The sequence below is a fragment of the Paenibacillus sp. GM2FR genome, assembly GCF_002803325.1.
GTDB lineage: Bacteria > Bacillota > Bacilli > Paenibacillales > Paenibacillaceae > Paenibacillus_AQ > Paenibacillus_AQ lautus.
Window position 1 is genome coordinate 3,283,728 of the sequence record NZ_MKZM01000008.1, and the last position, 13,109, is coordinate 3,296,836.

Below are 13,109 nucleotides of genomic sequence, written 5' to 3' on the forward strand. Positions count from 1 at the left end.
ACCATGCAAAAAAAGGAGTGTACGGAAATGTTACAGGTGTTAGTTATTGGTGCGGGCGCCATGGGAAGAACCCATGCCGCCGCCTACGCTTCGATGCCGGACGTCCAGCTTGCCGGGATTGCCGATATCCAGACGGAGAAAGCGCAGCAGCTGGCGGACAGACACGGGGCACAGGCCTATGCTTCATTCGAAGCAGCAGTTGAAGGTTTGGGTTCTGATGTAGTTGATGTCATTGACGTCTGCCTGCCAACCCCGCTTCACAAGGAATACGTTGTGAAAGCGGCGGACATCGGCAAGCATGTCATATGTGAGAAACCGCTGGCCAGAAGCGAGGAAGACGCGCGCTTCATAATCAACTATTGCCACGAAAAAGGAGTACGATTATTTGTCGGTCATGTGCTCCGCTTTTTCCCGGAATATGTGAAGGCCAAGTCGCTTCTGGATCAGGGCAGCATCGGAAAACCCGCGGTCATTCGGGCAGGCCGTGGCGGCGGTTATCCTGTGGGCTGGAACCATTGGTACAGCGACTTCGGAGCGAGCGGCGGAATTACGCTGGACGCGATGATTCATGATTTTGACTACCTGCGCTGGTGCTTCGGCGAGGTGGAGCGCGTTTATGCCAAAGGGCTCCATGGTCGTCACCAGGCCCAGCTGGATTATTCGCTGGTAACCCTTCGTTTTCGAAGTGGTGTCATCGCGCATGTGGAAGGCACCTGGGCGCACGAGGGTTTCTCCATGAATTTAGAGATGGCGGGCACAAGCGGCATTATCGATTATGACAGTGCCAAGGACAGCCCTCTCCTCTTCAAAACACGGAGCAGTTCCGCCACCATCCCCGGCGTCGTCGTGCCGGAAAGCCCGCTGGAGCATAGTCCCTATTACCGGGAACTGGAGCACTTCATGTCGTGCATCCGCGATGGCTGCGAGCCGCTCGTAACGGCTGAAGACGCATACGAAGCGCTTCGCATCGCGCTTGCCGCTATAGCCTCGATGGCCTCCGGCGAGCCCGTGGTTATCGAAGATGCTGCGTTTACACTTACTTCACCATAAGAAAAATACGTATCGACGTAATTTCTCAGAAGACAGACCGCATATAGGGGAAATTTTTCTTGCGAGATAAGGAGGCTAAGCCTCTGATGTTTATCCTTTCTTATCTCTAAAGAAAATACGTATCGATGTAATTTCTCAGAAGACAGACCGCATACAGCGGAAATTTTTCTTGCGAGATAAGGAGGTTTAGCCTCTGATGTTTATCCTTTCTTATCTCTTTAAAAAGGAGTGAAGGCCATGAAATTAGGAGTGATCAGCTTTGCGCATATGCATGCGTTCAGTTATACCAAAGCGCTGCAGGGGATCGAAGGCGTAGAGCTTGCCGGGATAGCCGATCCTGTAGAGGAGCGCGGACGGAAATACGCCGAGTATTTCGGAACAGCCTATTATCGGGATTATCACGAGCTGCTTAGTCAGGGCCTGGATGGCGTCATTGTCACATCCGAGAATGTCCATCATAAGGAGCACGTTCTGGCCGCCGCTGCAGCCGGGGTGCATGTGCTCTGCGAAAAACCGCTTTCGACTAACATACAGGATGCACAGGTCATGATTGATGCGTGCAAAGCAAGCGGCGTGCTGCTGCAAACGGCATTTCCCGTACGTTACCATGCTGCGGTCGTTCGGGCCAAACAGATGGTTGATGATGGAAAACTAGGCCGTATCCTGGCGATGAAGGGGACCAACCGCGGGCGCAATCCCGGCGGTTGGTTCATCGATCCGGAGCTATCCGGCGGAGGTGCCGTCATTGATCATACGGTGCATGTCGCCGATATCATGCGCTGGATTACAGGTGCCGAGGTGAAGGACGTGTATGCCGAAGTCGACCATCTCATCTCGGAATCTCCCATTGATGATTGCGGCATTCTGACCATGGAATTCCATAATGGTGTGTTTGCCACGCTGGATTGCAGCTGGTCCCGCAATAAAGAGTTTCCGACATGGGGCGACGTCACCTTGGAGATTGTCGGCTCTGCCGGGACCCTAAGCGTTAATGCCACCAGCCAGAAACTGCACGTATACACCGATGATTCCGGCTACCGCCATCATGCATGGGGAGACAGCATGGATGTCAGCCTGATCCGGGATTTCGTATCCTCGATCTCCTCCGGCGCTGCAGAGGCATCCGTCACCGGTGAAGATGGTCTCAAGGCACTTGCCGTGGCTGTAGCCGCCTACCGATCGTCCGAGAGCCATCGGGCCATCACCATGTCGGAGCTGTAATCGTTAACCGGCACAGAAGGCATGCTCGTGGTATTTGAGGAGGTCTTCTGTGCTTTTTTTCATAGCGGATCCGTCAATCCAGGTTCAAATGAATGCTTGAATAATATGGATAGCGGGGCTATAATCACGTGTGAGTAATCGAGTTACCGGAATATGTAACCATCATCTTATACGATCAGGAGTGAGGCAATCTATGATTAAAGCAGGCGTGCTTGGAGCGGGAGGCATGGGCGCTGTCCATATCAAAAACCTTCACGGGAACGAATATGTTCAGCTGGCCGCGATATGTGATACGAATGAAGCGTTAGCCAAGCAGCAGGCCGAGCTGTACGGTACGGCTTATTACACGGACGGCAGCACGATGCTGGAGCAGGAGCAGCTGGATGTGCTGTATGTATGCATTCCTCCATTTTGCCATGGGGATATCGAAGAGCAGGCAGCCGCGAAGGGCATTCACCTGATGGTGGAAAAGCCGCTGGGTCTGGACGCCCAGTCCGTCCGCCACAAAGCCAAGGTCATTGCTGAAAGCGGAATCATTGCAGCCTCCGGCTATTGTCTGCGATACCTGGACACCGTTGCGATCGCCAAAGACTTTCTCAAGGACAAAAAAATCGGCATGGTCCGCGCCCACTACATAACAACGCCTGTACCAACTCCTTGGTGGCGAAAGAAAGCATTATCCGGGGGGCAGCTGGTTGAGCAATCCACGCATACCATGGATTTGGTTCGCTACCTGTGCGGCGATATCACCCGCCTGTATGCCGATATGAAGCTGCTGCTGGTGGACGACATTCCGGACCTCGACATACCGGATGTGGGCGCCATCCAATTCGTGTTGGATTCCGGAGCTGTCGGCCATATGCAAACTGGATTTATCCAGTTCGATCACCGCAGCGGGATCGAGATCATGGGCCGCGACTTCCGCGTCGTTCTGGACGGAACTACGCTCTCCATTGTAGACAAGGAGAAAGAAATCGTGTACCGGAGCAAAACGGACTTTTACAAAAAACTCACCAATGCCTTGATCGACGCCATTCGTAACAACGACCCGAGCCTCGTGCTGGCATCTTATGAAGACGGCTTCAAGACGCTGGAAGTGACGCTGGCCGCCAATGAATCCGCGGAAACCGGTAACCCTGTCATCCTACAGTCATAATAAAAAGGGGCATGCTCGTGGTCTGTAGACCCTGAGCATGCCCCTTCATGTTTGGTAAAAATGTTTAGTTCATATCGCGCAACACGGCAAGCTGCATTGTCTCCGGGCAGCTTGCCGCTTGCGCGTAATCATATGGGAGAGTTGAGCCCATTCCACTCTTATAAACCAAGCGAAATGTACTTCACCTCCAGGAACTCATCCATTCCGTAGTGCCCGCCTTCCCGGCCGAGTCCACTCTCTTTGAATCCGCCGAACGGCGCTTGCGCCGTTGAAGGTACGGGATCATTCACGCCCACAATCCCGTAATCCAGCGATTCCGCAATGTTCACCGCTTCGCCCAGATTCTGCGTAAATACATAGGCAGCTAATCCATAGGGACTGTTATTGGCACGCTGCACCGCTTCGTCTATCGTTTTGAACGTGGTAATCGGGGCAAAGGGGCCGAAGGTTTCCTCGTTCATGCATTCCATGTCGTCGGTTGCGTTCATTATGACCGTAGGCTCAATATAGTTGCGGCCCAGCTCAGATAATGCTTGACCTCCTGTCAGTATGACGCCGCCCTTCTCTTCTGCGTCCTTAATCTGCCTTACGACTTTATCCACAGCGTCCCGGTTAATCAAAGGACCGATATCGACGCCGTTCTCCAGTCCATTTCCTACCTTCAATTGCTTTACAAGCTCAGCAAACCTCGCGGCAAACTCCTGCGCAATGCCTTCCTGAACATAAACCCGGTTGGCACATACGCAGGTCTGTCCCCCGTTGCGGAACTTGGAGGAGATTAATCCCGCAGCCGCTTGATTCAGGTCAGCCTGATCCGTCACGATAAACGGCGCATGACCGCCCAGCTCCAGCGATATTTTCTTGACGTTAGCGGCAGCTCCGGCCATCAGCTGTTTCCCCACTTCGGTTGATCCTGTAAACGACAGCTTTCTTACGCGGCTATCCGCCTGCCACACGCCGGAAATGTCGCTTGAAGATCCGGTTACGATGTTCATGACCCCGGCAGGAATCCCGGCCTGATCGGCAAGCTCCACCAGCTTGATGGCCGTGAACGGCGTCTCACCGGATGGTTTGATCACCACGGTGCATCCGGCGGCCAGAGCAGGCGCCACCTTACGGGTAATCATGGAGGCCGGGAAGTTCCACGGCGTAATCGCTGCTACGACACCAACAGGCTGCTTGGTTACGATGATGCGTTGGCGGCTGGATGATCCGGGTATGGTCTCGCCGTAGATTCGCTTGCCTTCCTCCGCATACCAGGACACAAAGCTGTTGGCATATTGAATCTCGCCCGCTGCTTCCTTAAGCGGTTTCCCCTGCTCTGTTGTCATAATCCGCGCCAATTCATCCGTATGTTCCTCTATGAGCTGATGCCAGCGGCGCAGCAGTTCCCCCCGCTCATTCGCCGTTCTGCGGGACCACGCCGGAAAAGCATCGGCTGCCGCATCGACGGCAAGCCCGGCTTCCTTCTTGCCGGCCTTGGACACGGTGCCGATCACCTTTCCATCCGCCGGATTATATACATCCATCTGTTCCTCGGTCTGAATCCATTGTCCAGCAATATAGATTTGATTTCGAAACATAGTAAAGACCTCCTCATCGTCTCTTCATGGCTGCGAGTGCTTGTTGATCATCATCTGCTAATGTACGATCTGTCCTTCTTATTATCCGATACCCACTTACCCTAATGCAAAAAAATAAAACACTGGGGCTTCATGGGAAGCTCCAGTGTTTCCTCTATTCATAACGACTACGCTAAACTTATTTAATAGCTGCGTCTACTTCCGTGATCATTTCGGATACGGACGTCAGGCCGCCACCGGAAAGATACCAGAAATCCGGGTTCAAGTAAACGATGTGACCCTCTTTCGCCGCATTCGTTGTTTTCACAAGTTCATTCTCAACCACCGCTTTAGCGCCTGAATCCCCTTCACCGGTGGCAACCGCTGCGCCACGGTCAACAACAAAGAGATAATCCGGGTTCATCTCAACGATGTACTCATTCGAAATGTCTTTACCATGTGTGCTGACTTCAATGTTAGGATCTACGGCTCCGAAACCGAACACGTCATGCAGAATCCCAAAACGGGAACCTGGTCCGTATGCACTGATTTTGCCTTCGTTAGCCAGGATGATCAATGCCTTCTTGCCGGTTGCTGTAGCTTTCTCATTCAAAGCTTTGATGTTCTCATCGATCGCAGCAAGCTCTTTTTCAACTTCTGCTTCTTTACCGAAGATTTGACCCAGCGTGTTCATGTTTGCTTTAAAGGATTCCATGTATTTGCTTGTATCAACGCCCAGGAAGATGGTTGGAGCAATTTTGCTGAGTTCCTCATACGCATCTTGCTGTCTGCCGGAAATGATGATCAGATCCGGGTTAATGCTGTTGATTTTCTCAAAGTCCGGCTCTTTCAAGCTGCCCACATTCTCGTATTTCTTGTCTTCAAATTTGGACAGGTAGGCCGGGATATTCGCTTGTGGAACGCCCAAAACCTCTATGCCCAGTTTATCGACAGAGTCCAGAATACCGAAATCGAAAACAACGACGCGGGAAGGATTCTTCTTAACAGGCGTTTCACCCAGTTGATGGGTAATCGTGATTTCTTCGGTTGCAGCCGGTGTATCTCCAGCTGCATCTCCACCACCCGTGCCGCTTGTTTTATCGTCTTGACCACAAGCCGCGAGTACAAGCGTGAACATTGCTACCATAAATAAAGCCAACCATTTTTTCATTGTTTACACCCCATTTTTTATATTTAAAAAAGCTCTATAATTCAACATATATTTGAATTTATGGTTGAATATGTAATTCAATTCGAACAGATTAAATCATGCCGTCTTGTACCCAAGGCAGCCCTGTCCTTGTAAAGGATAAGGATTCCGTGCTGTTGTTCTCCTTAGAATCCTTATCCTCCACTCTCTGATACCATGTTGCTTAGCCGTAATATACGCATACCCGATTGTCATTAATCTCTTCGATCTCAATGTCCATGTCATAGATGCCGCGAAGCACATTGCTCTGAATGATGTTCTCGGTCTTCCCTTCGCTTTCAATGGCTCCATCCTTCAATGCGACGATGTAATCCGAATAGAAGGAGGCGAAGTTGATGTCATGAATAACGATGACAATCGTCTTGTTCAGATCAGCGACAAGCTTTCTGAGAATCTTCATAATCTGTACGGAGTGTTTCATATCCAGATTGTTCAAAGGCTCATCCAGCAGGATATACTCTGTATTCTGGGCGATAACCATCGCAATGTAGGCACGCTGGGTCTGACCGCCACTGAGCTGATGAAGATATTTATGCTGCATATCCCCAAGCTCCATATAGGAAATCGCTTCATCCACGTATTTCTCGTCTTCCGCATTCAATCTGCCCTGAGAGTATGGAAAACGACCGAAGGATACAAGCTCACGCACCGTCAGACGGAGGCTGATATGGTTGGATTGTTTCAGGATCGAAACCTTCTTCGCCAGATCGCCGCTCTTCCATTGGCTAACCTCTTTACCATCCACCGTAATTTGTCCGCTGTCCTTGCCTGTTAATCTGCTAATCATGGACAGCAAAGTACTCTTGCCGGCACCGTTCGGGCCGATAAAGGAAGTGATTTGACCTTTCGGGATCGTAACCGACACGTTATCAACGACTTTTTTGCCGCCATAGACTTTCGATACGTTCGTAACCTGGATCATGCTTTACTCTCCTTTAGTAGCAGGTATATGAAGTAGACACCGCCGATGAAGTTGATAATAACGCTGAGCGTTGTAGAGAACGTAAACACCCGTTCTATAACCAATTGACCGCCGACCAGCGCAATAACGCTAATCAGTATGGATGCTGCAATTAAATATGAATGCCTGTACGTCTTCATAACTTCGTACGCAACATTGACAACCAGGAGCCCGAGGAATGTAATCGGCCCCACCAAAGCGGTGGCCACCGAGATCAGAACTGCAACCACAATCAGAAGCCGCTTCACAACATAATCATAATTCACGCCGAGATTGATCGCCTGCTCACGGCCTAGTGCCAGTACGTTCAGGTACTTGGCAAACCGGGCAAAGTACAGCAAGGTCAGCGCAACAACAATGACGGAAAGGACCAGAAGCTCGGTCTTTACATTGTTAAAGCTGGCAAACATTTTGTCGGCCACAAACTGGAATTCGTTCGGATCAATCAGCACTTCCATGAAGGAAGACATACTGGAGAACAGGGTCCCAAAAATCATGCCGATCAACAGCAGGAAGTAAATGTTGTTTCCTTCCCTTTTGAACAAAATCTTATATAAGACTCCCGCAAACAGGATCATCCCGCCGACGTTGATCAAAAAGTTAACGTTGCTGCCCAGTTTGTACAGCGTAAAGGATCCGAAGACAAAGATGACGGTGGTCTGGATCAGGATATATAAGGAATCTAATCCCATAACGCTTGGCGTCAGTATCCGGTTATTCGTGACCGTTTGAAACACCGTGGTAGACAGAGCAATCGCTCCGCCGGTCAGAATAATGGCCAGCACCTTCTTGATTCTTCTTGGAAGCGCGTAATCCCAATTGCCGCCAAGATCAATGAACAGAAAGACTGCCACCAGGATGATTGCCGCTGCGGCCAACAGGCCGAGTTTGGCTTTATAAGTCATATGCCTTTCTCCTCATCAGTAAGAAAATGAATATACCGCTTCCGAGTACGCCCACGGTTAGACTAATCGGAATTTCATAGGGATAAATAATAATCCGGCCCAGGATGTCACAGAACAGTACGAACCCGGCCCCCAACAGCGCGGTATGCGAAAGGCTTTTTTTCAAATGGTCTCCTAAGTATAAACTGACAATATTAGGTATGATCAGACCAAGAAACGGAATCACGCCGACGGTCAGCACGACGGATGCCGTAACCAGCGCCACGATGACCAGTCCCAGATTCACAACTCTCCGGTAGTGAAGACCCAGGTTGGTTGCAAACTCCTCTCCCATTCCGGCCACCGTAAACTTGTTGGCAAACAGATACGCCAGAATCACAAGCGGGATACTAATATAGAGCATTTCATACTGGCCCTTCATGATCATGGAAAAATCACCCTGAAGCCATGCGGACATATTCTGAATAAGATCATATTTGTAGGCAAAGAAAGTGGCTATCGAACTGACGATATTACCAAACATCAGTCCAACGAGCGGGATGAAGATCGCATCCTTGAACTTGATCCGATCCAGGATCTTCATGAAGATAAAGGTTCCTGCCAGAGCGAATACAAAGGCCACAAGCATTTTGATAAGCGGTCCGCTTGTCGTGAAGACGAGCATCGCTACCAAAATCCCCAGTCTGGCTGAGTCCATCGTACCTGCCGTGGTCGGCGATACGAACTTATTGCGGCTGAGCTGCTGCATGATCAATCCGCAGATGCTCATGCTGACACCCGCCAATATGAGACTGACAAGCCTAGGAATCCGGCTTACAAGCATAATATGCTGTTGTTGTTCTGTCATCGAAAACAGTTGCAGTGGCGAGATATCTTTAACTCCAATAAATAATGAAATTACGGAGAGTACCACAACGGCTGCAAATAAGTATCTAATCTTCATGGCTCTTCCTTCTATGCGTATGTCTCTAAACACCCGGGATCTTGCAATTTTCATCACCATTCTCATTGAGATTGATTATCAATTGCGTTCTGATATGCATTATATCATCCTCATTCTGGCTCGACAAGTATAATTGAGAATGAAAATCAATTAATAGCTTCATACATGTATATTTTGTTCATGAATTGTTCATAATATGAAGTTTCGAGGAGACATAACTAATATCCACAGGCAGAGTCACACTTTCGTTAAGCTTCCCTTTAATGAGACTTCTCTAAAAACTAGACGAATTCAATTCATATTAAATACATAAGAAAAATTATATTTAATCAAAAGCCGTTGACAATTGCTCTAAGTTATATTAATATCCTAACATAATTATTATTTCTAACTAAACGTAAGTTAATATGGAATGATAATTAAATTGATTGCAATAAAAAGCAAAATGCATATTTGCTTGAAGTAAAGGACATCTTCTTATCAGGCGAATGCAAATTCGATTACACCAGGAGGTTTTTTTTCAATGTCTAAAGATTTTTCAACTGCACTCAAAAATCGCCGTTCTTATTACGGGATTAGCAAAGAATCCGTTATCTCGGACGAGCGTATCCAAGAAATCGTAAACGAAGCGGTTAAGTATACCCCTTCTTCTTTCAACTCCCAAAGTGCACGCGTCGTTGTATTGCTTGGCGAACAGCATGATAAACTGTGGAACATGACGGAAGGCATCCTGAAGGAAGTCGTTGGCGATGAAGAAGCCTTCAAATCCACGGCCGACAAAATGGCTGCATTCCGCGCTGGTTACGGTACGGTATTGTTCTTCGAGGACAACAACGTCATTGCCGGGCTGCAACAAAACTTTGCCGCTTATGCCGACAACTTCCCGGTTTGGTCCAACCAATCCAACGGCATGCTGCAATTTGTAGTATGGACATCCCTTGAAGCAGAAGGTCTGGGTGCATCCCTGCAGCACTACAACCCGCTGATCGACGAAAAAGTAAAATCCGAATGGAACATCCCAGAAAGCTGGAAGCTGATTGCTCAAATGCCTTTCGGTAAGCCGGTTGCTGAACCAGGCGAAAAAGAATTTGCACCGCTGGAAGATCGCGTGAAAGTATACAACTAAACCAATAGATGAAAAAACCGCCTTCCTAAGTTCCTGCAACTGGGATAGGCGGTCTTTTTTATAATGGGCAAAGATTGAAAAACCGATCGCAAAACGATACAATTACACAGGTAAGAACCCTCGAATTCCTACGATAACGGAGGCTCCGGGGCAAACTTGCAATAACCAACTACATAGGATGTTGGCTGTACTAGGGGTGCCATGTGCTGAGAGACGGCGGGCTGCCGTTAACCCTTATCACCCGATCTAGGTCATACTAGCGTGGGGAAGTGTAGCATTTATGTTTATTTCTTTTCGTAGGCATAACTGCACCTTCTTCATGGGGTGCGGTTTTTTTGCGTGGACTTATATTATGGGGAGGAAATGACAATGAATGAGCTTGTATGCGGAACCAGCCGGATCGTCGGATGCCGGTTCTCGGTATTTCCCATGACGGACCGGTTTGTAGAGGTCATCATGGACGCACTACAATCTGTGGATACGGAGAAAGTGTGGATTCAGACAGATGATGTGAGCACCTGTATTCGTGGACGAGCAGAGCATGTCTTTGATGTTACAAGTGCGATATTCGCCCATGCCGCGGCGAGCGGCGTGCACACCGTTTTTAATGGTACTTATTCCATCGGCTGCCCCGGTGATACGGACGCCGATGTATATATGACTGAGGATTCGACCCTCTTAAACCGTGACATCGGAGAACATGCCGAAATCGAGACTGCCTGCCAATTCGCTCTTTACCCCATGGGTACCGATAACTATATGGAAGTCATCTACAGTGAAGTAAATCGTGCGAAGGAAGCCGGGACATTCGCCGGAAGCGTTCATTACGCCAGCCGATTGGACGGGTCCCTGTCCCGGGTATTTGGATCGCTTGAAGACGCGTTTTTACATGCGATTCAATCCGACAGCAGCCATCTGGTCATGACTGCAGTTGTGTCCGCACACAGCCCATCAATCAAAGCCGCATCGAATTGAGTTCTATTGAGGCAGACAAAAGCCCGGCAAAAGCCGGGCTTTCCTGTCACTAGCTGCCAAGAATCTTGACAGTTTAAACCCAAGCACTCAAGATAATTACGAGCAGGATAAAGAGAACCAAAATAGTTCCTACTGAATTGCCCCATGCGCCGCCGTATTCTCCGCTCATGAAGATCCCCTCCTGGATTTAAAGAATGACGTGATGTAATCTAATCACACTATTATAGTATTGCCCGCTTTGTGCTAGTGTCACGGCTAATGTACCTCTCTTTATATATTGGTTAGGAAATATTATTCCTCAAAACCAATGAGAAGCTTCCCTCCGTACGGACGGAGCATTTCCTCGGTGAATGCCATCAGAGCTGAGGGATCATCCTGGCGATACATCGCCGCGAGCGCTGCTTCCAATCGGTCTCCCAAGATTGTGTCATAGCGGCTGAACAGCCGGAACAGTGTTTTCCCTTCACCCGTCCACTCCCGGTTCACCCTAAGTACAAATTCACAGAGAATCGCCGCGATTTTGTGCACCGTAAACCATTTTTCGCCATCCCTTCGTGGACCCTCCAAGTCCAGCATGTACTCGGTTAGCATATAACGGTATTGGTTCATGTCGGTTAGCGTCAAGGGCATGGGGCCGTAATTCAAATCGCTTCGGGCCTCCGCCCGTACCTCTTCTCCCTCGGGCAGCGCGCGCAGCACCGTCCCATCCGCAATCATCCGCTGCATTGACGGATTCGCCGCCATGACGCCCTCGTCGAAATATTCGCGATACGAGGATAAAGACAATATAAATATTTCCGCGATCCACCCATGTGCCTCTATCGTCTTCCTGCTGAAATCATATCCGTCCCGTTCTATGACCATGATGTCCAAATCGGATTGTTCATTATATTCGCCTCTGCTCGCACTGCCGCCGAGCACAGCAAGCAAACAGTCGGGATAATCGTGTTGAATGACACGTTTCGCTGCCTCTACCGGTTCCATCCTCATGACGTTTCCTCCAATATGACTCTAATCCTCCCGAAAAAAGGGCTCAAAATATCTAATTCAGCGAAAACCCTAAACGTACCTGAATCATATGGTAAATAAACGATTACCCTCATGTTGATCATAAGGAAGAAGGGATAGATGAGATGAACTATATTCATATGCTCTCCAAATTAGGCATGGGCAGTGCCCACCCGGGAGGATTCGAGGCAACGCTCAGAATGCTGAAGAATTATCCCATTCAACCGGGCAGCCGCATTCTGGAGGTGGGGTGCGGAACTGGCAGAACCGCATGCCATCTTTCGGAGATGGGGTATCAAGTGACCGCCATTGACCTAAACGAGAATATGATCAAAAAGGCCCGCGCAAGAGCCAAGGCTATGGAAATCGATGTCCAGTTCCATCAGGCGGATGTATGCGCATTGCCTTTCGAGGACAACCAATTTGATCTGATCATGGCGGAGTCCGTTACTGTATTTACAGATACTTCGAAATCGCTGCCCGAATATTACCGCGTTCTGGATCATGGAGGTGTCCTGCTGGACAGAGAATTGCTGCTAGATAAGCCCATGCCGGAGGCAAAGCTTCAGGAACTGCTCGAATTCTTCGGGATCCCTAATCTCATGATGAGGGAAGAATGGGCGGAGTCGCTCTTGGCTTGCGGGTTTAAACAAGAAGAGATTCTGGAGTACAATCACTTCAATGAGCAGTTAAAGGAAGAGCAAACACGTCATTTGGATACATTTGAACAGCGCGATAAAGGACTTCTGTTCGATGTTTCGCTTTGGGAAACGCTGTTCAAGCATGACCGCATGATCCTGGACAATACCGATTATCTCGCTTCCGCCTTATTCCGGGCTGTAAAATAAAATCATTTCCTATCTGTGCATTAAGGGGGATTCGCATATTCGCTGCGTATCCCCTCTCCCTCCTCAAATTTCAGTTCTTTCGACCTAATTCAACACTTTTTGTCATTTCGTTCTATCTAGTTTTGCCCGTCGATGCTATAATCA

13 protein-coding genes and 1 riboswitch are annotated in these 13,109 nt (G+C 49.1%); of the genes, 6 read left to right on the forward strand and 7 right to left on the reverse strand.

Translation table 11 applies throughout. The annotated features are described in order from the left end of the window. The first annotated feature begins 27 nt into the window (after positions 1–27). From PAEVO_RS14780 to PAEVO_RS14790, 3 genes are all read left to right on the forward strand, one after another. Positions 28–1,050, forward strand: a complete 1,023-nt coding sequence (locus PAEVO_RS14780; RefSeq protein WP_100538219.1) for a Gfo/Idh/MocA family protein — start codon at positions 28–30, stop codon at positions 1,048–1,050. Positions 1,051–1,287: 237 nt separating this feature from the next. Then, the gene (locus PAEVO_RS14785) at positions 1,288–2,271 is read left to right on the forward strand and encodes a Gfo/Idh/MocA family protein (RefSeq protein WP_100538220.1); all 984 of its coding nucleotides are present in this window, start codon (positions 1,288–1,290) and stop codon (positions 2,269–2,271) included. Between the two features lie 193 nt (positions 2,272–2,464). Beyond that, positions 2,465–3,427: a Gfo/Idh/MocA family protein gene (locus PAEVO_RS14790; RefSeq protein ID WP_100538221.1), complete on the forward strand. Its 963-nt coding sequence runs from the start codon at positions 2,465–2,467 to the stop codon at positions 3,425–3,427. Positions 3,428–3,585: 158 nt separating this feature from the next. On the opposite strand, the gene PAEVO_RS14795 is transcribed toward PAEVO_RS14790, so the two are convergent. The 5 genes from PAEVO_RS14795 to PAEVO_RS14815 all read right to left on the reverse strand — a co-directional run bounded on the left by PAEVO_RS14795 (position 3,586) and on the right by PAEVO_RS14815 (position 9,008). Next, on the reverse strand, positions 3,586–5,010 hold the full coding sequence (locus PAEVO_RS14795) for an NAD-dependent succinate-semialdehyde dehydrogenase (protein WP_100538222.1): 1,425 nt from the start codon (positions 5,008–5,010) through the stop codon (positions 3,586–3,588). Between the two features lie 178 nt (positions 5,011–5,188). After that, on the reverse strand, positions 5,189–6,160 hold the full coding sequence (locus PAEVO_RS14800) for a siderophore ABC transporter substrate-binding protein (RefSeq protein ID WP_100538223.1): 972 nt from the start codon (positions 6,158–6,160) through the stop codon (positions 5,189–5,191). Between the two features lie 202 nt (positions 6,161–6,362). Further along, positions 6,363–7,121, reverse strand: a complete 759-nt coding sequence (locus tag PAEVO_RS14805) for an iron ABC transporter ATP-binding protein (protein WP_076325073.1) — start codon at positions 7,119–7,121, stop codon at positions 6,363–6,365. After that, the gene (locus PAEVO_RS14810) at positions 7,118–8,065 is read right to left on the reverse strand and encodes an iron chelate uptake ABC transporter family permease subunit (RefSeq protein ID WP_100538224.1); all 948 of its coding nucleotides are present in this window, start codon (positions 8,063–8,065) and stop codon (positions 7,118–7,120) included. The genes PAEVO_RS14805 and PAEVO_RS14810 overlap by 4 nt, the downstream gene beginning before the upstream one ends. Further along, a complete protein-coding gene (locus tag PAEVO_RS14815; protein ID WP_100538225.1) occupies positions 8,055–9,008 on the reverse strand; it encodes an ABC transporter permease in 954 nt (317 codons plus the stop codon). The genes PAEVO_RS14810 and PAEVO_RS14815 overlap by 11 nt, the downstream gene beginning before the upstream one ends. A gap of 523 nt (positions 9,009–9,531) precedes the next feature. On the opposite strand from PAEVO_RS14815, the gene PAEVO_RS14820 reads away from it, so the two are divergent. Together PAEVO_RS14820 and PAEVO_RS14825 are read left to right on the forward strand one after the other, a co-directional pair. Then, positions 9,532–10,134, forward strand: a complete 603-nt coding sequence (locus tag PAEVO_RS14820) for a nitroreductase family protein (RefSeq protein ID WP_100538226.1) — start codon at positions 9,532–9,534, stop codon at positions 10,132–10,134. 182 nt (positions 10,135–10,316) lie between these two features. Continuing rightward, a riboswitch (TPP riboswitch) is annotated at positions 10,317–10,419 on the forward strand. A gap of 84 nt (positions 10,420–10,503) precedes the next feature. Beyond that, entirely contained in the window at positions 10,504–11,109 is a 606-nt protein-coding gene (locus PAEVO_RS14825) for a YkoF family thiamine/hydroxymethylpyrimidine-binding protein (protein ID WP_100538227.1), read from the forward strand. 73 nt (positions 11,110–11,182) lie between these two features. Here PAEVO_RS14825 and PAEVO_RS14830 read toward each other — a convergent pair whose 3' ends face one another. Both PAEVO_RS14830 and PAEVO_RS14835 read right to left on the reverse strand, forming a co-directional pair. Then, the gene (locus PAEVO_RS14830) at positions 11,183–11,278 is read right to left on the reverse strand and encodes a sporulation protein YjcZ (RefSeq protein WP_100538228.1); all 96 of its coding nucleotides are present in this window, start codon (positions 11,276–11,278) and stop codon (positions 11,183–11,185) included. 122 nt (positions 11,279–11,400) lie between these two features. Beyond that, positions 11,401–12,099 carry a nucleotidyltransferase domain-containing protein gene (locus PAEVO_RS14835; protein WP_100538229.1) on the reverse strand — a complete coding sequence of 233 codons (699 nt, stop codon included), beginning with the start codon at positions 12,097–12,099 and terminating at the stop codon, positions 11,401–11,403. Positions 12,100–12,242: 143 nt separating this feature from the next. On the opposite strand from PAEVO_RS14835, the gene PAEVO_RS14840 reads away from it, so the two are divergent. Beyond that, positions 12,243–12,965 carry a class I SAM-dependent methyltransferase gene (locus PAEVO_RS14840; protein WP_100538230.1) on the forward strand — a complete coding sequence of 241 codons (723 nt, stop codon included), beginning with the start codon at positions 12,243–12,245 and terminating at the stop codon, positions 12,963–12,965. Positions 12,966–13,109 lie beyond the last annotated feature (144 nt).